At 67.3% G+C, this 16734-nt stretch carries 27 protein-coding genes; all 27 read left to right on the top strand.

Annotated elements, in window-relative coordinates:
• Positions 1-8 precede the first annotated feature (8 nt).
• The 27 genes from rpsL (at position 9) to SLP03_RS07640 (ending at position 16663) form a co-directional block, all read left to right on the top strand.
• Positions 9-383: a 30S ribosomal protein S12 gene (gene rpsL / locus SLP03_RS07770; RefSeq protein WP_007465318.1), complete on the top strand. Its 375-nt coding sequence runs from the start codon at positions 9-11 to the stop codon at positions 381-383.
• A 1-nt stretch (position 384) separates the two neighbouring features.
• On the top strand, positions 385-855 hold the full coding sequence (rpsG, locus tag SLP03_RS07765) for a 30S ribosomal protein S7 (protein ID WP_089012495.1): 471 nt from the start codon (positions 385-387) through the stop codon (positions 853-855).
• Between the two features lie 75 nt (positions 856-930).
• Positions 931-3027, top strand: coding sequence for an elongation factor G (gene fusA, locus SLP03_RS07760; protein WP_319459835.1), 2097 nt, complete (start codon positions 931-933; stop codon positions 3025-3027).
• Positions 3028-3249: 222 nt separating this feature from the next.
• Positions 3250-4443, top strand: coding sequence for an elongation factor Tu (tuf, locus tag SLP03_RS07755; RefSeq protein ID WP_319459834.1), 1194 nt, complete (start codon positions 3250-3252; stop codon positions 4441-4443).
• Positions 4444-4799: 356 nt separating this feature from the next.
• Complete coding sequence (gene rpsJ / locus SLP03_RS07750; protein ID WP_007073037.1) at positions 4800-5108, top strand: 30S ribosomal protein S10; 309 nt, start codon at positions 4800-4802, stop codon at positions 5106-5108.
• 11 nt (positions 5109-5119) lie between these two features.
• On the top strand, positions 5120-5785 hold the full coding sequence (gene rplC, locus SLP03_RS07745) for a 50S ribosomal protein L3 (RefSeq protein ID WP_319459833.1): 666 nt from the start codon (positions 5120-5122) through the stop codon (positions 5783-5785).
• Positions 5782-6432, top strand: a complete 651-nt coding sequence (rplD, locus tag SLP03_RS07740; protein ID WP_319459832.1) for a 50S ribosomal protein L4 — start codon at positions 5782-5784, stop codon at positions 6430-6432. Before rplC ends, rplD begins: the two co-directional genes overlap by 4 nt.
• Positions 6429-6731: a 50S ribosomal protein L23 gene (gene rplW, locus SLP03_RS07735; RefSeq protein ID WP_007465304.1), complete on the top strand. Its 303-nt coding sequence runs from the start codon at positions 6429-6431 to the stop codon at positions 6729-6731. The genes rplD and rplW overlap by 4 nt, the downstream gene beginning before the upstream one ends.
• Positions 6732-6743: 12 nt before the next feature.
• Entirely contained in the window at positions 6744-7583 is an 840-nt protein-coding gene (rplB, locus tag SLP03_RS07730; RefSeq protein WP_319459831.1) for a 50S ribosomal protein L2, read from the top strand.
• A gap of 12 nt (positions 7584-7595) precedes the next feature.
• Positions 7596-7877, top strand: a complete 282-nt coding sequence (gene rpsS, locus SLP03_RS07725; RefSeq protein WP_319459830.1) for a 30S ribosomal protein S19 — start codon at positions 7596-7598, stop codon at positions 7875-7877.
• Positions 7878-7917: 40 nt separating this feature from the next.
• Positions 7918-8379 carry a 50S ribosomal protein L22 gene (gene rplV / locus SLP03_RS07720; protein WP_319459829.1) on the top strand — a complete coding sequence of 154 codons (462 nt, stop codon included), beginning with the start codon at positions 7918-7920 and terminating at the stop codon, positions 8377-8379.
• Positions 8379-9248 (top strand): 30S ribosomal protein S3, encoded by an 870-nt coding sequence (rpsC, locus tag SLP03_RS07715; protein WP_319459828.1) that lies wholly within the window; start codon positions 8379-8381, stop codon positions 9246-9248. The genes rplV and rpsC overlap by 1 nt, the downstream gene beginning before the upstream one ends.
• 3 nt (positions 9249-9251) lie before the next feature.
• The gene (gene rplP, locus SLP03_RS07710; RefSeq protein ID WP_088647000.1) at positions 9252-9677 is read left to right on the top strand and encodes a 50S ribosomal protein L16; all 426 of its coding nucleotides are present in this window, start codon (positions 9252-9254) and stop codon (positions 9675-9677) included.
• Positions 9677-9913 (top strand): 50S ribosomal protein L29, encoded by a 237-nt coding sequence (rpmC, locus tag SLP03_RS07705; RefSeq protein ID WP_007465283.1) that lies wholly within the window; start codon positions 9677-9679, stop codon positions 9911-9913. Before rplP ends, rpmC begins: the two co-directional genes overlap by 1 nt.
• Positions 9910-10185 carry a 30S ribosomal protein S17 gene (gene rpsQ, locus SLP03_RS07700; protein ID WP_319459827.1) on the top strand — a complete coding sequence of 92 codons (276 nt, stop codon included), beginning with the start codon at positions 9910-9912 and terminating at the stop codon, positions 10183-10185. Before rpmC ends, rpsQ begins: the two co-directional genes overlap by 4 nt.
• 97 nt (positions 10186-10282) lie before the next feature.
• Entirely contained in the window at positions 10283-10651 is a 369-nt protein-coding gene (rplN, locus tag SLP03_RS07695; protein ID WP_007465279.1) for a 50S ribosomal protein L14, read from the top strand.
• Positions 10648-10968, top strand: coding sequence for a 50S ribosomal protein L24 (gene rplX / locus SLP03_RS07690; protein ID WP_319459826.1), 321 nt, complete (start codon positions 10648-10650; stop codon positions 10966-10968). Before rplN ends, rplX begins: the two co-directional genes overlap by 4 nt.
• Complete coding sequence (gene rplE / locus SLP03_RS07685; protein ID WP_319459825.1) at positions 10968-11537, top strand: 50S ribosomal protein L5; 570 nt, start codon at positions 10968-10970, stop codon at positions 11535-11537. Before rplX ends, rplE begins: the two co-directional genes overlap by 1 nt.
• Before the next feature lies 1 nt (position 11538).
• Entirely contained in the window at positions 11539-11724 is a 186-nt protein-coding gene (locus tag SLP03_RS07680; RefSeq protein ID WP_074314593.1) for a type Z 30S ribosomal protein S14, read from the top strand.
• A 95-nt stretch (positions 11725-11819) separates the two neighbouring features.
• Positions 11820-12227 (top strand): 30S ribosomal protein S8, encoded by a 408-nt coding sequence (gene rpsH / locus SLP03_RS07675; protein ID WP_319459824.1) that lies wholly within the window; start codon positions 11820-11822, stop codon positions 12225-12227.
• A gap of 16 nt (positions 12228-12243) precedes the next feature.
• Positions 12244-12786, top strand: a complete 543-nt coding sequence (rplF, locus tag SLP03_RS07670; protein ID WP_319459823.1) for a 50S ribosomal protein L6 — start codon at positions 12244-12246, stop codon at positions 12784-12786.
• Entirely contained in the window at positions 12783-13172 is a 390-nt protein-coding gene (gene rplR, locus SLP03_RS07665) for a 50S ribosomal protein L18 (RefSeq protein ID WP_319459822.1), read from the top strand. Before rplF ends, rplR begins: the two co-directional genes overlap by 4 nt.
• Positions 13173-13205: 33 nt before the next feature.
• Positions 13206-13820 carry a 30S ribosomal protein S5 gene (gene rpsE / locus SLP03_RS07660; protein WP_319459821.1) on the top strand — a complete coding sequence of 205 codons (615 nt, stop codon included), beginning with the start codon at positions 13206-13208 and terminating at the stop codon, positions 13818-13820.
• Positions 13820-14002, top strand: coding sequence for a 50S ribosomal protein L30 (gene rpmD / locus SLP03_RS07655; RefSeq protein WP_319459820.1), 183 nt, complete (start codon positions 13820-13822; stop codon positions 14000-14002). The genes rpsE and rpmD overlap by 1 nt, the downstream gene beginning before the upstream one ends.
• Complete coding sequence (gene rplO, locus SLP03_RS07650) at positions 14002-14445, top strand: 50S ribosomal protein L15 (RefSeq protein WP_319459819.1); 444 nt, start codon at positions 14002-14004, stop codon at positions 14443-14445. Before rpmD ends, rplO begins: the two co-directional genes overlap by 1 nt.
• A 235-nt stretch (positions 14446-14680) precedes the next feature.
• The gene (gene secY / locus SLP03_RS07645; protein WP_319459818.1) at positions 14681-16009 is read left to right on the top strand and encodes a preprotein translocase subunit SecY; all 1329 of its coding nucleotides are present in this window, start codon (positions 14681-14683) and stop codon (positions 16007-16009) included.
• Entirely contained in the window at positions 16010-16663 is a 654-nt protein-coding gene (locus SLP03_RS07640; RefSeq protein ID WP_319459817.1) for an adenylate kinase, read from the top strand.
• Positions 16664-16734: the final 71 nt, after the last annotated feature.

Genomic DNA, 16734 nt, shown 5'->3' with positions numbered 1-16734 from the left:
GAAACCCGGTGCCCACGATTCAGCAGCTGGTCCGAAAGGGCCGCCAGGCCAAGACGACCAAGACCAAGACCCCGGCGCTGAAGGGTTCCCCTCAGCGGCGCGGTGTGTGCACCCGCGTGTACACCACCACCCCCAAGAAGCCGAACTCGGCGCTCCGCAAGGTCGCTCGTGTCAAGCTCAGCAGCCAGATCGAGGTGACCGCCTACATCCCGGGCGTGGGTCACAACCTGCAGGAGCACTCGATCGTGCTCGTCCGCGGTGGCCGGGTGAAGGACCTCCCCGGCGTGCGTTACAAGATCGTCCGCGGTTCGCTGGACACCCAGGGTGTCCGCAACCGCAAGCAGGCGCGCAGCCGTTACGGCGCGAAGAAGGAGAAGAGCTGACATGCCGCGTAAGGGACCCGCTCCGCGGAAGCCGCTGGTCGCTGACCCGGTGTACAACTCGCCTTTGGTCACCCAGCTGGTGAACAAGATCCTGATGCGCGGCAAGCGTCAGCTCGCCGAGCGCATCGTGTACGCCGCCCTGGAGGGCTGCCGCGAGAAGTCCGGCACCGACCCGGTCGTCACGCTCAAGCGCGCCATGGACAACGTCAAGCCGACCCTCGAGGTCCGCAGCCGCCGTGTCGGTGGCGCGACCTACCAGGTGCCGGTCGAGGTCCGTCCGGTCCGGGCGACCACCCTCGGGCTGCGCTGGCTGGTGACGTACTCCAAGGCGCGTCGGGAGAAGACCATGGTCGAGCGGCTAATGAACGAGCTGCTGGACGCGAGCAACGGTCTGGGTGCCGCCGTCAAGCGGCGCGAGGACACGCACAAGATGGCCGAGTCGAACAAGGCCTTCGCGCACTACCGCTGGTAACACCCTGGTTCCGGCGCCGGACCGGCGCCGGAACCGCCACCAGTTGTGTCGAGACGACGATAAGTAGGGATTGAAGTGGCCGCCGCAGACGCGCTCGCCAACGTACGCAACATCGGCATCATGGCCCACATCGATGCCGGTAAGACCACGACCACCGAGCGGATCCTGTTCTACACCGGTATCACGTACAAGATCGGTGAGGTCCACGAGGGCGCTGCCGTCATGGACTGGATGGAGCAGGAGCAGGAGCGTGGTATCACCATCACCTCCGCTGCTACCAAGTGTGAGTGGAAGGGCCACACGATCCAGATCATCGACACGCCCGGTCACGTCGACTTCACGGTCGAGGTCGAGCGGTCGCTGCGGGTGCTGGATGGTGCGGTCGCGGTCTACGACGGTGTCGCCGGTGTGGAGCCGCAGACGGAGAACGTCTGGCGTCAGGCCGACAAGTACCACGTCCCGCGGATGTGCTTCGTCAACAAGCTCGACCGGACCGGCGCCGACTTCTTCCGCTGCGTGCAGATGATGATCGACCGGCTCAACGCCACCCCGCTGGTGCTCCAGATCCCGATCGGGCTCGAGGGCGACCACATCGGCGTCGTGGACCTGATCGAAATGAAGGCGCTCACCTGGCGCGGGGAGACCCAGAAGGGTGAGGACTACGCCATCGAGGAGATCCCGGCCGAGCTGGCCGACTCCGCGGCCGAGTGGCGCGAGAAGCTGGTGGAGACCCTGGCCGACGTCGACGACGCGGTGATGGAGAAGTACCTGGAGGGCGAGGAGATCTCCGTCGCGGAGATCAAGGCCGCCATCCGGCGCGCCACCATCGCCAGCAAGGCCAACCCGGTGCTGTGCGGCTCGGCGTTCAAGAACAAGGGCGTCCAGCCCATGCTCGACGCCGTCGTCGACTTCCTGCCGTCGCCGCTGGACGTCCCGGCCATCGAGGGCACCGCCGCCGACGGCGAGACCCCGATCCAGCGGCAGCCGTCGAAGTCCGAGCCGTTCTCCGGCCTGGCCTTCAAGATCCAGACCGACAAGCACCTCGGCAAGCTCACCTACGTGCGGGTCTACTCCGGCACGCTCGACTCCGGATCCCAGGTGGTCAACTCCACCAAGGACCGGAAGGAGCGGATCGGCAAGATCTACCAGATGCACGCCAACAAGCGGGAAGAGCGTCCGTCGGCGCAGGCCGGCGACATCATCGCGGTGCAGGGTCTCAAGCAGACCACCACCGGCGACACGCTGTGCGACCCGGCGAACCCGGTGATCCTGGAGTCGATGACCTTCCCGGAGCCGGTCATCTCGGTGGCGATCGAGCCGAAGACCAAGTCCGACCAGGAGAAGCTGGGCACGGCCATCCAGCGGCTGGCCGAGGAAGACCCGACCTTCCGCGTCAGGTTGGACGAGGAGACCGGTCAGACGGTCATCTCCGGCATGGGCGAGCTGCACCTGGACATCCTGGTCGACCGGATGCGGCGTGAGTTCAACGTCGAGGCCAACGTCGGCAAGCCGCAGGTGGCGTACCGCGAGACCATCCGCCGCAAGGTGGACAAGGTCGAGTACACCCACAAGAAGCAGACCGGTGGTTCCGGCCAGTACGCCCGCGTGATCGTGAGCATCGAGCCGCTGCCGCTGGACAACGACTCGCCGACCTACGAGTTCGCGAATGCCGTCAGCGGTGGCCGCATCCCCCGGGAGTTCATCCCGTCGGTGGACGCGGGCGCGCAGGACGCCATGCAGTACGGCATCCTCGCCGGCTTCCCGCTGGTCGGTGTCAAGCTGACGCTGCTGGACGGCCAGTACCACGAGGTCGACTCGTCGGAAATGGCATTCAAGATCGCCGGCTCGATGGTGATGAAGGACGCGGCCCGCAAGGCCGACCCGGCGTTGCTCGAGCCGATGATGGCCGTTGAGGTCACCACTCCTGAGGAGAACATGGGTGACGTCATCGGTGACCTCAACTCCCGCCGCGGCATCATCCAGGCGATGGAGGAGCGCAGTGGCGCCCGCATCGTGAAGGCTCTGGTGCCGTTGTCGGAGATGTTCGGCTACGTCGGTGACCTGCGGTCGAAGACCCAGGGCCGGGCTAGCTACAGCATGCAGTTCGACTCCTACGCCGAGGTTCCGCAGAGCGTGGCGAAGGAGATCATCGCCAAGGCGACGGGTGAGTGACGCTCACCTGAGCTGATTCGATGGTCCGAGGCTGGTCGCGGGAGGGCACTCCCCGCCCGCGGCCACCTCGATCGGGTTGCGTGAGACCGGGCCTGTAGGCTTCATCGCCGCAGAACCCACAAAAGCTCTCCGGCCGCCAGGCCGGAACGGCTGTCGACAGAGTCCTAAGCGCCGACCGGCGCGCCGGGGCGAACGAACCAAGAAGTCCACAGGAGGACACCAGTGGCGAAGGCTAAGTTCCAGCGGACTAAGCCGCACGTCAACATCGGCACCATTGGTCACATCGACCACGGTAAGACGACGCTGACGGCGGCCATCACCAAGGTCCTGCACGACCAGTTCCCGGACCTGAACCCCTACACGCCGTTCGACCAGATCGACAAGGCGCCGGAGGAGAAGGCCCGCGGCATCACGATCTCGATCGCGCATGTCGAGTACCAGACCGAGGCGCGGCACTACGCGCACGTCGACTGCCCCGGGCACGCCGACTACATCAAGAACATGATCACCGGTGCCGCGCAGATGGACGGCGCGATCCTGGTGGTGGCGGCGACCGACGGCCCGATGCCGCAGACCCGCGAGCACGTGCTGCTGGCCCGTCAGGTCGGTGTGCCGTACATCGTCGTGGCGCTCAACAAGAGCGACATGGTCGACGACGAGGAGCTCCTGGAGCTCGTCGAGCTCGAGGTCCGCGAGCTGCTCTCCTCGCAGGAGTACCCGGGTGACGACCTGCCGGTCGTCCGCGTCTCGGCGCTGAAGGCGCTCGAGGGCGACCCGGAGTGGACCGGCCGCCTCCTGGAGCTGATGACCGCGGTCGACACCGCGATCCCGCAGCCGGAGCGCGATGTCGACAAGCCGTTCCTGATGCCGGTCGAGGACGTGTTCACGATCACCGGTCGTGGCACCGTCGTCACCGGTCGGGTGGAGCGCGGCGTTCTCCTGCCGAACGAGGATGTTGAGCTCGTCGGCATCAAGGAGAAGAGCTTCAAGACCAAGGTCACCGCGATCGAGATGTTCCGGAAGACCCTGGACGACGCCCGCGCGGGCGAGAACGTCGGCCTGCTGCTGCGTGGTACCAAGCGCGACGAGGTCGAGCGCGGCATGGTCGTGGTGAAGCCGGGCTCGAACACCCCGCACACGGACTTCGAGGCGACGGTCTACATCCTCTCCAAGGAGGAGGGCGGCCGACACACTCCCTTTTTCCAGAACTACCGTCCGCAGTTCTACTTCCGGACCACGGACGTCACCGGCGTCGTCACGCTGCCCGAGGGCACCGAGATGGTCATGCCGGGCGACAACACCACGATGACCGTGAAGCTGATCCAGCCCATCGCGATGGAGGAAAACCTCAAGTTCGCGATCCGGGAGGGTGGCCGTACGGTCGGCGCGGGTCGCGTCACCAACATCATCAAGTGAGCTGGGTAACCCCGATTAGCGTCGCCGCCGTTCGTGCGGCATACTAGTCAGGTTGCGTAACGACGGTTAGTCGCCTGCGTCCGGCGCATGCTGGACCTCCGGGCAGACGAACAATCGCGCGTAGGGTGGTTGATCGCCACTGAGCGGTCAACCACCCTCGCACGGCGTCCGGGTCGCGGAGACGCGATCGGCGCCATGACCCACCGCGTGGTCAGCGAATCGCTCCGGAGCCTCGGGGCGGAGCCTGGTCCGAGGGCGCGACACGCCCGACCGCGGGGGTCGGCGGAAGTGGGCCTGTACCAGCCGGTACAGGTGCCCGCGACACAGCGGCATCGAGAGAAGGAACAGAAGCCACCATGGCGGGACAGAAGATCCGCATCCGGCTCAAGGCCTATGACCACGAGGTCGTCGACTCCTCGGCTCGGAAGATCGTCGAGACGGTGACGCGTACCGGGGCGCAGGTCGCTGGCCCGGTGCCGCTGCCCACGGAGATCAACCGTTTCTGCGTCATCCGCTCGCCGCACAAGTACAAGGACTCGCGCGAGCACTTCGAGATGCGTACGCACAAGCGTCTGATCGACATCATCGACCCGACCCCGAAGACGGTCGACTCGCTCATGCGCCTCGACCTGCCGGCTGGCGTCGACATCGAGATCAAGCTGTAGGGACCGGACAAATGGACAGGCAAGTCAAGGGGATCCTGGGCGCAAAGCTCGGCATGACCCAGGTCTGGGACAACAACCGCGTTGTCCCGGTGACCGTGGTTCAGGCCGGCCCCTGCGTCATCAGCCAGGTTCGTAACGCCGACAAGGACGGTTACTCAGCGGTCCAGCTGGCGTACGGCACGATCGACCCGCGCAAGGTTAAGAAGCCGATCAGCGGGCACTACGCGAAGGCAGATGTGGCGCCGCGCCGGCACATCGTCGAGCTGCGCACCGCGGACGCCGCGGACTACTCGCTGGGCCAGGAGGTCACGGTCGAGGAGTTCCCCGCCGGGATCTCGATCGACGTGACCGGCAAGACCAAGGGCAAGGGCTACGCCGGCCCGATGAAGCGGCACGGCTTCCACGGTCTGCGCGCCAGCCACGGTGTCCAGCGCAAGCACCGCTCGCCCGGCTCCATCGGCGCCTGCGCCACTCCGGGTCGGGTCTTCAAGGGCACCCGGATGGCCGGCCGGATGGGTGGCGTGCGCTACACCGTTCAGAACCTGACCGTTCAGGCGGTCGACACCGAGAACAACCTCCTGCTCGTCCGTGGTGCCATTCCCGGCCCCAAGGGCGCGCTGGTCCTGGTCCGTACCGCGGCCAAGACCAAGGCGAAGAAGGGCGGTGCGGCCAAGTGACCACCGTTGACGTCCTCACCGTCGAAGGCGCCAAGAGCGGCTCTGTCGAGCTGCCGGCCGACATCTTCGACGTCCAGGCGAACCTCGCGCTGATGCACCAGGTCGTGGTGGCGCAGCTCGCGGCCGCCCGGCAGGGCACGCACAAGGTCAAGACCCGCGGCGAGGTCGCCGGTGGCGGCAAGAAGCCGTACAAGCAGAAGGGCACCGGTCGTGCCCGGCAGGGCTCGATCCGCGCCCCGCAGTTCGCCGGCGGTGGCGTCGTGCACGGTCCCGTGCCGCGCGACTACAGCCAGCGCACCCCCAAGAAGATGAAGGCCGCCGCCCTGCGTGGCGCCCTCTCCGACCGGGCGCGCGCCGGCCAGGTGCATGTCGTCGAGGCGTTTGTCTCGGGCGAGAAGCCGTCGACCAAGGCGGCCCTGGCCACGCTGACCAAGCTGACCGAGGCCCGTCGGGTCCTGGTCGTGCTGAGCAGCACGGACGAGCTGAACTGGGTGTCGCTGCGCAACGAGACGCGGGTGCACCTGATCGAGGCCGGCCAGCTCAACACGTACGACGTGCTGGTGGCCGACGACGTGGTCTTCACCAAGGACGCCCTGGACGAGTTCCTGGGTGTTCCCGCCGAGACCACCGAGGAGGGTGGCAAGTGAGCACGATCGCCGATCCGCGCGACATCATCGTCGCGCCGGTCGTCTCGGAGAAGAGCTACAGCGAGCTGAACCGGAACTGGTACACCTTCCTGGTGCACCCGGACGCGAACAAGACCGAGATCAAGATCGCTATTCAGCAGATCTTCAACGTCCGCGTTCTGACGGTCAACACGCTCAACCGCCAGGGCAAGCGCAAGCGCACCAAGACCGGCTTCGGTCAGCGCAAGGCCACCAAGCGGGCGATCGTGAAGCTGGCTGACGGAGACCGTATCGAGGCCTTCGGCGGCCCGGTCAGCTGAGGGGTGTAGACAATGGCTATCCGTAAGTACAAGCCGACGACGCCGGGCCGTCGTGGCTCCAGCGTCGCCGACTTCGCCGAGATCACCCGGTCGACGCCGGAGAAGTCGCTGCTGGCTCCGCTGCCGAAGAAGGGCGGGCGTAACGCCCACGGCCGGATCACCACGCGGCACCACGGTGGCGGCCACAAGCGCCAGTACCGTCTGATCGACTTCAAGCGGGTCGACAAGGACGGCGTGCCGGCGAAGGTCGCCCACATCGAGTACGACCCGAACCGCACCGCGCGGATCGCGCTGCTGCACTACGCCGACGGCGAGAAGCGCTACATCATCGCGCCGAAGGACCTGAAGCAGGGCGACGCTGTCGAGTCCGGTCCGGGCGCCGACATCAAGCCGGGCAACAACCTGCCGCTGCGTAACATCCCGGTCGGTAGCACCATCCACGCGGTGGAGCTGCGTCCGGGCGGCGGGGCCAAGATGGCCCGCTCGGCCGGCGTCGGCATCCAGCTCCTCGGCCGTGAGGGCGCGTACGCGACCCTCCGCATGCCGTCCGGTGAGATCCGGCGGGTCGACGTTCGGTGCCGCGCAAGCATCGGCGAGATCGGCAACGCCGACCAGTCGAACATCAACTGGGGCAAGGCCGGCCGGATGCGGTGGAAGGGCAAGCGCCCGACCGTCCGTGGTGTCGCGATGAACCCGGTCGACCACCCGCACGGTGGTGGTGAGGGTAAGACCTCCGGTGGTCGCCACCCGGTCAACCCGCAGGGTAAGCCCGAGGGCCGCACCCGTCGTAAGGGCCAGCCGAGTGACCGGCTGATCGTCCGCCGCCGCTACGCCACGCGTAAGCGCGGCTGAGGGAGATAGAACATGCCTCGCAGCCTTAAGAAGGGCCCGTTCATCGACGACCACCTGCTCAAGAAGGTGGAGACGCAGAACGACAAGGGCACGAAGAACGTGATCAAGACCTGGTCGCGGCGCTCGACGATCATCCCGGACATGCTGGGTCACACGATCGCCGTGCACGACGGACGCAAGCACGTCCCGGTGTTCGTGACCGAGGCGATGGTCGGGCACAAGCTCGGCGAGTTCGCGCTGACCCGCACGTTCAAGGGTCACGAGAAGGACGACCGGAAGAGCCGTCGGCGCTGACGCCGCGGGCATACGGATAGAGGAACAAGGGGTTACAGCGATGCCAGGAAAGGGCGACGCTCCGGTGCTTCCGGGCGCGCGGGCGGTTGCGCGGCACGTGCGCATCTCGCCGACGAAGGCGCGCCGGGTGGTCAACCTCGTCCGCGGCCTGCCCGCGAAGGAGGCGCTCACGGTGCTGCAGTTCGCGCCGCAGGCGGCGAGCGAGCAGGTGTACAAGGTGCTCGCGAGCGCGATTGCCAACGCGGAGAACAACGAGCGGCTGGACCCCGATGCGCTGCTCGTCAGCGAGGCGTTCGTCGACGAGGGCCCGACCATGAAGCGGTTCCGGCCGCGGGCGCAGGGCCGGGCGTTCCGGATCCGCAAGCGGACCTGCCACATCACCATGGCGGTCGAGGCGGTGGCTCCGGCCACGCCGAAGAAGTCCGCGGCGGCGAAGAAGGCGGCCCCGGCGCAGCAGGCCGAGCCGGCTGACACGCAGAGCAAGACGGAGGGCGCCGAGTAATGGGTCAGAAGGTTCACCCCACTGGATTCCGGCTCGGCATCTCGACCGACTGGAAGTCCCGCTGGTTCGCAGACAAGCTCTACAAGGACTACGTCGGCGAGGACGTCAAGATTCGCCGGATGATGTCCAAGGGCCTGGAGCGGGCCGGCATCTCGAAGGTCGACATCGAGCGCACCCGGGATCGGGTCCGCGTCGACATCCACACCGCCCGGCCGGGCATCGTCATCGGCCGTAAGGGTGCGGAGGCCGACCGGATCCGCGGCGAGCTGGAGAAGCTGACCGGCAAGCAGGTGCAGCTGAACATCATCGAGGTGAAGAGCCCCGAGTCGGACGCGCAGCTGGTCGCACAGGGTGTGGCCGAGCAGCTGTCCAGCCGGGTCAGCTTCCGTCGGGCGATGCGCAAGTCGATGCAGTCCTCGATGAAGAACCCGATCGTCAAGGGCATCCGGGTACAGGTCTCGGGTCGTCTCGGCGGCGCCGAGATGAGCCGCACCGAGTTCTACCGTGAGGGTCGGGTCCCGCTGCACACCCTGCGGGCCAACATCGACTACGGCTTCTTCGAGGCCCGTACCACCTTCGGCCGGATCGGCGTGAAGGTCTGGATCTACAAGGGCGACTTCGTCCCGGGCCGGGAGGCTCCGGCCGAGACCGGTCCCGCCCGCCCGCGTCGTGACCGTGGCGACCGCCCCGAGCGTCCGCGCCGTGGTCGGTCGGGTTCGTCGGGCACCACCGCCGGCGGCACCGAGGCCGGCCGGGCCGCCGCGACCACGATCGCGCAGCAGGCCGAGACGCCTAGCGGCGAGCCGATCGACAGCGCGGCTGTGGCCGCCACGGCTTCCGCTCCGGCAGAGACGCAGCAGGAGGGCTGACAGATGCTGATGCCGCGCAAGCCCCCGAAGGGCTTCCGCAAGCCGCACCACCCGGACCGCCACGGCGCGTCCAAGGGTGGTAACCGGGTGGTGTTCGGCGAGTTCGGGATCCAGGCTCTCGAGCCGGCGTACGTGACCAACCGCCAGATCGAGTCGGCGCGTATCGCGATGACCCGCCACATCAAGCGTGGCGGCAAGGTCTGGATCACGGTCTTCCCGGACCAGGCCCTGACCAAGAAGCCGGCCGAAACCCGGATGGGTTCCGGTAAGGGCTCGCCCGAGTGGTGGGTCGCCAACGTCAAGCCGGGGCGGGTTCTCTTCGAGATGTCCTTCCCCAACGAGCAGATCGCGCGAGAGGCTATGCGTCGCGCGATCCACAAGCTCCCGATGAAGTGCCGCATTGTTACGCGCGAAGTGGGTGAATCCTGATGGCAGCGGGCGTTAAGGCGACCGAGCTGCGTGAGCTCTCCGAGGAGGAGCTGGTCACGAAGCTGCGGGAGGCCAAGGCGGAGCTGTTCAACCTCCGCGTGCAGGCCGCAACCGGGCAGCTGGACAACAACCGACGGCTGCAGGTCATCCGTCGGGAGATCGCCCGGATCTACACGATCATGCGTGAGCGCGAGCTGGGGCTCTCGGCCGCGCCGACTGAGGTGACTGCATCATGAGCGAGAACACCACCGCCGCCGCGCGGGCCCGCCGTAAGGTGCGTGAGGGCCTCGTGGTCAGCGACAAGATGGACAAGACCCTCGTGGTCGAGGTCGAGGACCGGGTCAGGCACGCGCTGTACGGCAAGATCATGCGCCGGACCAGCAAGCTGAAGGTGCACGACGAGCAGAACTCCGCCGGGATCGGCGACCGGGTCATCATCATGGAGACCCGGCCGCTCTCCGCCACTAAGCGTTGGCGGCTCGTGGAGATCCTCGAGAAGGCCAAGTAGCGAAGGCTCGAGCTCGGCCGGCAAGGTCGGGCGCAGGTTCCGCCAGGCTCCGGCCGCCTCCGGGCGGCCGGAGAACCGGCAGACATAGGAGATAGACGTGATTCAGCAGGAGTCGCGACTGCGCGTCGCCGACAACACGGGTGCCAGGGAGATCCTGTGCATCCGGGTTCTCGGTGGCTCCGGTCGGCGCTACGCGAGTATCGGCGACGTCATCGTGGCCACGGTCAAGGACGCGATCCCCGGTGCCGGTGTGAAGAAGGGCGACGTCGTCAAGGCTGTCGTCGTTCGCACGGCCAAGGAGAGGCGGCGGCCGGACGGCTCGTACATCCGCTTCGACGAGAACGCCGCCGTCATCATCAAGGACGGTGGGGACCCGCGCGGTACCCGTATCTTCGGCCCAGTGGGTCGGGAGCTGCGGGACAAGCGGTTCATGAAGATCATCTCTCTCGCGCCGGAGGTGTTGTGACCGTGAAGGTCAAGAAGGGCGACACGGTCGTCGTCATCGCCGGCAAGGACAAGGGTGCCAAGGGTAAGGTCATCGTGGCCTACCCGCGGCAGGACAAGGTCCTGGTCGAGGGCGTGAACCGGGTCAAGAAGCACACCCGCATCAGCACCACCCAGCGTGGCGCCAAGACCGGTGGCATCGTCACCCAGGAGGCCCCGATCCACGTCTCGAACGTGCAGGTCCTGGACTCCGAAGGGAAGCCGACCCGGGTCGGTTACCGGATCGACGACAACGGCCAGAAGGTCCGCATCGCGCGTAGCACCGGTAAGGACCTGTGATGACCACGGCTACCGAAACCAAGACCCTGCCGCGCCTCAAGGAGCGGTACCGCAACGAGGTCGTGGCGAAGCTGCAAGAGCAGCACAACTACGGCAACCCCATGCAGGTGCCCGGCCTGGTCAAGATCGTCGTCAACATGGGCGTCGGCGAGGCCGCTCGGGACGCCAAGCTGATCGACGGCGCGGTCCGCGACCTGGCCACGATCACCGGCCAGAAGCCGCTGGTGCGGCGGGCGACCAAGTCCATCGCGCAGTTCAAGCTCCGCGAGGGCATGCCGATCGGCGCGAAGGTGACCCTGCGCGGCGACCGGATGTGGGAATTCCTGGACCGGCTCCTGTCGATCGCGCTGCCGCGTATCCGCGACTTCCGCGGCTTGGACGGGCGCAAGCTCGACGGGCACGGCAACTACACGTTCGGTCTGACCGAGCAGTCGGTGTTCCACGAGATCGACCAGGACCGGATCGATCGCCAGCGGGGCATGGACATCACGGTGGTCACGACCGCCACGACCGACGACGAGGGCCGGGCGCTGCTCAAGCTCCTGGGCTTCCCGTTCAAGGAGAACTGAGATGGCCAAGAAGGCGCTGATCATCAAGGCGGCTGCGAAGCCGAAGTTCTCGGTTCGCGCGTACACCCGCTGCCAGCGGTGCGGGCGTCCGAAGGCGGTCTACCGCAAGTTCGGGCTCTGCCGGGTGTGCCTCCGGGAGATGGCCCACCGCGGTGAGCTGCCCGGCGTGTCCAAGGCTTCCTGGTAATAGCTCAGCGCGCACTGCGCGTTGGCTGAACTGTCTCTTCGCCGTAGGCCCCTGGCGATGCCTGGGGAACCCCGGCGAGAAAGGTTGACGAATTCATGACGATGACCGACCCGATCGCAGACATGCTCACGCGTCTGCGTAACGCCAACCAGGCGTACCACGACCGGGTGACGATGCCCTACTCGAAGATCAAGGCGAACATCGCCGAGGTCCTCAAGGCCGAGGGTTACATCGCCACCTGGTCGGTCGAGGAGCCCGAGGAGGGCGCCGTCGGCAGGCGACTGGTCGTCGAGCTGAAGTACGGCCAGAGCCGGGAGCGGAGCCTGGCCGGCATCAAGCGCGTGTCCAAGCCCGGTCTCCGGGTTTACGCCAAGTCGGACGGGCTCCCGCGGGTGCTCGGCGGGCTGGGCGTGGCGATCATTTCGACGTCCCAGGGGCTGCTCACCGACCGGCAGGCCCGCAAGCGGAGCGTTGGCGGGGAAGTCCTCGCCTTCGTCTGGTAACGGGAGACAGGTAGAAATGTCGCGTATTGGACGTAAGTCGATCCCGGTGCCAGCCGGCGTCGACATCACGATCGAGGGCCAGACCGTGAAGGTCAAGGGCCCCAAGGGCGAGCTGAGCCACGTCCTCGCCGAGCCGATCAAGGCGGAGCGGGGCGAGGACGGCGCGCTGCACGTCAACCGGCCCAACGACGAGCGCAAGGCCAAGGAACTGCACGGCCTGAGCCGTACGTTGATCGCCAACATGATCGTCGGGGTGACCGAGGGCTACCGCAAGAGCCTCGAGATCGCCGGCACCGGTTACCGCGTCACCGCCAAGGGCAAGGACCTGGAGTTCGCGCTCGGGTTCTCGCACCCGGTGCTGGTGCCCGCCCCGGAAGGCATCGCCTTCACGGTGGAGAGGCCGACCCTGTTCCACGTGGCCGGCATCGACAAGCAGCAGGTCGGTGAGGTCGCCGCCAACATCCGGAAGATCCGTCCGCCGGAGCCCTACAAGGGCAAGGGCGTGAAGTACCAGGGCGAGGTCATCCGCCGCAAGGCTGGAAAGGCAGGTAAGAAGTGAGCGCCACGCTGCTCAAGCGCCGCCGCGGCGTCGCCGCCAAGCGCGCCGTCGGGCGTGCGCGCCGACACTTCCGGGTCCGCAAGAACGTCAGCGGCACCACCGAGCGTCCCCGCCTGGTCGTCACCCGCTCCCTGCGGCACATCGTCGCCCAGATCGTGGACGACACCAAGGGTCACACCTTGGCGTCGGCCTCGAGCCTGGACGCCTCGCTGCGCGGCGCCGAGGGCGACAAGAGCGCCCTGGCCGGCAAGGTCGGCGCCCTGCTCGCCGAGCGGGCCAAGACCGTCGGCGTGTCGAAGGTCGTCTTCGACCGCGGCGGCAACCGGTACGCGGGGCGTGTCGCCGCGCTTGCCGATGCCGCCCGCGAAGCCGGGCTCGAGTTCTAGAAACCCCGTCACGAGAGATAAGGAAGGCTGCTGATGCCAGGTCAACAGCGCCGTGGCGGCGGGTCCGGTGGCAACGAGGGTGGTCGCCGCGACAACCGCCGTGAGGGCGGCCGCGGAAACGCGCCCGCCGAGAAGACCCCGCACCTCGAGCGGGTCGTCGCGATCAACCGCGTCGCCAAGGTCGTGAAGGGTGGTCGTCGCTTCAGCTTCACCGCCCTGGTGATCGTGGGCGACGGCGACGGCACCGTCGGTGTGGGCTACGGAAAGGCCAAGGAGGTGCCCGCGGCGATCGCCAAGGGTGTCGAGGAGGCCAAGAAGCACTTCTTCAAGGTGCCGCGGATCGGCAAGTCGATCCCGCACCCGGTGCTGGGCGAGGCCGCGGCCGGTGTGGTGCTGCTCAAGCCGGCCTCGGCCGGTACGGGCGTCATCGCTGGTGGTCCGGTGCGTGCCGTGCTGGAGTGCGTGGGCATCCACGACGTGCTCTCCAAGAGCCTCGGCTCGTCCAACCCGATCAACATCGTGCACGCCACGGTGGCGGCTCTGAAGGGGCTCGAGTCCCCGGAGCAGGTCGCAGCCCGTCGTGGCCTGCCGGTCGAGGACGTCGCGCCGGCCGCCATGCTGGCGTCGCGGGCGGGGGTGGCTTCCTGATGGCTCGCCTGAAGGTCACCCAGGTCCGGTCCGTGATCGGGACCAAGCAGAACCAGCGGCACTCGCTGCGTTCGCTCGGTCTCAAGCGGATCAACGACGTGGTGGTCAAGGAGGACCGTCCGGAGATCCGCGGCATGATCTTCACGGTCAACCACCTCGTTAAGGTCGAGGAGGTCGAGTAATGACGATCAAGGTTCACCACCTGCGCCCGGCGCCCGGTGCCAAGACCGCGAAGACCCGCGTGGGTCGCGGTGAGGGCTCCAAGGGCAAGACCGCCGGTCGCGGTACCAAGGGTTCGAAGGCCCGGAAGAACATCTCGGCGGCGTTCGAGGGTGGGCAGATGCCCATCCACATGCGCCTGCCGAAGATGAAGGGCTTCAAGAACAAGTTCAAGGTCGTCTTCCAGGTGGTCAACCTGGACCGGCTCGCCGAACTGTTCCCGAACGGCGGCCAGGTCGGCCCGGTCGAGCTGGTCGAGGTCGGCGCGGTCCGCAAGGGCCAGCCGGTCAAGGTCCTCGGCACCGGCGACCTCGGCGGCGTGGCCCTCCAGGTGTCGGCGCACGGGTTCAGCGCGTCGGCCAAGGAGAAGATCACCGCCGCCGGTGGCTCGGTCACCGAGCTGTAAGGCAGAGGTACCCGTGGCGCCCGCTCAGTTGCTTAGGACTGGGCGGGCGCCATGGTCTACCCGGCCAATGTGCGCCGGGTAACATCGGATTCGGTTTATGTAGCCGGGCACATCTGCCCGGACCGGGAGCGGGCTGTTAGAGTCCCATCCCAGCTATGGATATCGGGCACTCGCCCGGCACCAACCCCGCCCCGCCACGGATCACCGGCGGCCCGCGTCGCGCAGGAGGAAGAAGTTGCTGTCCGCCTTTCTCAGTGCGTTCCGTACGCCTGACCTGCGCAAGAAGCTGCTGTTCACAGTAGGCATCATCGCGGTCTACCGGATGGGCGCCACTCTGCCCAGCCCGGGTGTGTCGTACGGCAACGTGCAGAAGTGTCTCGACACCATCCAGGGCAGCGGCACCGGTGTGCTGAATCTGCTGGATCTCTTCTCCGGCGGCGCGCTGCTGCAGCTGTCGGTCTTCGCGCTCGGCATCATGCCGTACATCACCGCGTCGATCATCCTGCAGCTGCTGACGGTGGTCATCCCGCGGCTGGAGCAGCTCCGCAAGGAGGGCCAGGCCGGCCAGGCGAAGATCACTCAGTACACCCGCTACCTGACGCTGGGCCTGGGCATCCTCCAGTCCTCGGCGTTCGTGGCGCTGGCCCGCTCGGGGCAGCTCTTCCAGGGCCGCTGCGACCAGTTCCCGGTCGTGCCCAAGGGCACCGGCATCCCGGACTGGCTGACCCTGGCCATCCTGGTCATGACGATGACCTCCGGCACCGGCGTGGTGATGTGGCTCGGTGAGCTGATCACCGACCGGGGCGTCGGCAACGGCATGTCCGTCCTGATCTTCACCTCGATCGCGGCCCGGCTGCCCAGCGAGGGCTGGAAGATCAAGACCAGCTCCGGCTGGTGGAAGTTCCTCCTCGTCATCGCCCTGGTCCTGCTGGTCATCACCGCGGTCACCTTCATCGAGCAGGCGCAGCGCCGGATCCCGGTGCAGTACGCCAAGCGCATGATCGGCCGGCGGATGTACGGCGGCACCTCCACCTACATCCCGCTCAAGGTGAACCAGGCCGGTGTCATCCCGGTCATCTTCGCCTCGTCGCTGCTCTACCTGCCGCAGCTCGCGCTCCAGTTCTTCAACCAGACCAACCCGGGCCAGACCCAGGCCTGGATCCAGAACCACATCGTGAAGGCGAGCGCGCCGGAGCACATCGCGATCTACTTCCTGCTGATCATCTTCTTCACGTACTTCTACGTGTCGATCACGTTCAACCCGACCGAGGTCGCGGACAACATGAAGAAGTACGGCGGCTTCGTGCCGGGCATCCGCCCCGGCAAGCCCACCGCCGAGTACCTCGACTTCATCCTCAGTCGGATCACCCTGCCGGGCGCGCTCTACCTGGGCATCATCGCGATCCTGCCGAACTTCTTCTTCATCTGGCTGAACAATCAGCAGTTCCAGAACTTCCCGTTCGGCGGCACCGCTGTGCTCATCATGGTCGGCGTCGGTCTGGAGACCGTGAAGCAGATCGAGAGCCAACTCATGCAGCGGAACTACGAAGGGTTCCTGCGGTAGATGCGACTCGTTCTGGTTGGCCCGCCAGGCGCGGGCAAGGGCACCCAGGCGGAGTTCATCGCCGCCCACCTATCGGTGCCGAAGATCTCGACCGGTGACATCTTCCGGGCCAACGTCTCCCAGGGCACGCCCCTGGGCGTCGAGGCAAAGCGGTTCATGGACGCCGGCAAGCTGGTCCCGGACGAGGTCACCATCAACATGGTGCGGGACCGGCTGGCCGACCCGGACGCCGCCGAGGGCTTCCTGCTCGACGGCTTCCCGCGCACCACGCCGCAGGCCGCCGCGCTGGACAAGCTCCTCGCCGACTTCGGCACCGCGCTGGACCTGGTGTTGGAGCTGGTCGTCGACGACGACGAGGTGATCCGGCGGCTGTCCGGCCGGCGTACCTGCCGGGGCTGCGGCAAGATCTGGCACGTCGAGTTCGACGCCACCACCCGGGACGGCATCTGCGACCGCTGCGGCGCCAAGCTGTTCCAGCGCGACGACGACAAGCCGGAGACCATCGCCGCCCGCCTCCGGGAGTACGCGGAGAAGACGGCGCCGCTGGTCGACTACTACGGCGCGCAGGGCAAGCTCGTCGGCATCGACGCGGCCGGCCCGGTGGAGGACGTCACCGTCCGCGCCATCGACGCCCTGCGCTCGTACGGCGGCTGACGTTCCCGCCGGGGTTCCGGCGGATAGAGTGCGAACAGCGGGGTACGTCCGACGTGCCCCGCTGCTCCGCG

Source organism: Micromonospora sp. RTP1Z1 (assembly GCF_033804685.1).
In the GTDB taxonomy this organism is placed as follows: domain Bacteria; phylum Actinomycetota; class Actinomycetes; order Mycobacteriales; family Micromonosporaceae; genus Micromonospora.
The sequence above is the reverse complement of the archived record's forward strand: the minus strand, read 5'-3'. Positions and strand labels throughout refer to the sequence as shown.

Excerpts from the sequence above, each read along its gene's own strand:
- rpsG (WP_089012495.1), top strand. The coding sequence starts at position 385 with ATGCCGCGTAAGGGACCCGCTCCGCGGAAGCCGCTGGTCGCTGACCCG.
- rpsJ (WP_007073037.1), top strand. The coding sequence starts at position 4,800 with ATGGCGGGACAGAAGATCCGCATCCGGCTCAAGGCCTATGACCACGAG.
- rplC (WP_319459833.1), top strand. The coding sequence starts at position 5,120 with ATGGACAGGCAAGTCAAGGGGATCCTGGGCGCAAAGCTCGGCATGACC.
- rplB (WP_319459831.1), top strand. The coding sequence starts at position 6,744 with ATGGCTATCCGTAAGTACAAGCCGACGACGCCGGGCCGTCGTGGCTCC.
- rpsS (WP_319459830.1), top strand. The coding sequence starts at position 7,596 with ATGCCTCGCAGCCTTAAGAAGGGCCCGTTCATCGACGACCACCTGCTC.
- rplV (WP_319459829.1), top strand. The coding sequence starts at position 7,918 with ATGCCAGGAAAGGGCGACGCTCCGGTGCTTCCGGGCGCGCGGGCGGTT.
- rpsC (WP_319459828.1), top strand. The coding sequence starts at position 8,379 with ATGGGTCAGAAGGTTCACCCCACTGGATTCCGGCTCGGCATCTCGACC.
- rplP (WP_088647000.1), top strand. The coding sequence starts at position 9,252 with ATGCTGATGCCGCGCAAGCCCCCGAAGGGCTTCCGCAAGCCGCACCAC.
- rpmC (WP_007465283.1), top strand. The coding sequence starts at position 9,677 with ATGGCAGCGGGCGTTAAGGCGACCGAGCTGCGTGAGCTCTCCGAGGAG.
- rpsQ (WP_319459827.1), top strand. The coding sequence starts at position 9,910 with ATGAGCGAGAACACCACCGCCGCCGCGCGGGCCCGCCGTAAGGTGCGT.
- rplE (WP_319459825.1), top strand. The coding sequence starts at position 10,968 with ATGACCACGGCTACCGAAACCAAGACCCTGCCGCGCCTCAAGGAGCGG.
- SLP03_RS07680 (WP_074314593.1), top strand. The coding sequence starts at position 11,539 with ATGGCCAAGAAGGCGCTGATCATCAAGGCGGCTGCGAAGCCGAAGTTC.
- rpsH (WP_319459824.1), top strand. The coding sequence starts at position 11,820 with ATGACGATGACCGACCCGATCGCAGACATGCTCACGCGTCTGCGTAAC.
- rplF (WP_319459823.1), top strand. The coding sequence starts at position 12,244 with ATGTCGCGTATTGGACGTAAGTCGATCCCGGTGCCAGCCGGCGTCGAC.
- rpsE (WP_319459821.1), top strand. The coding sequence starts at position 13,206 with ATGCCAGGTCAACAGCGCCGTGGCGGCGGGTCCGGTGGCAACGAGGGT.
- rpmD (WP_319459820.1), top strand. The coding sequence starts at position 13,820 with ATGGCTCGCCTGAAGGTCACCCAGGTCCGGTCCGTGATCGGGACCAAG.
- rplO (WP_319459819.1), top strand. The coding sequence starts at position 14,002 with ATGACGATCAAGGTTCACCACCTGCGCCCGGCGCCCGGTGCCAAGACC.
- SLP03_RS07640 (WP_319459817.1), top strand. The coding sequence starts at position 16,010 with ATGCGACTCGTTCTGGTTGGCCCGCCAGGCGCGGGCAAGGGCACCCAG.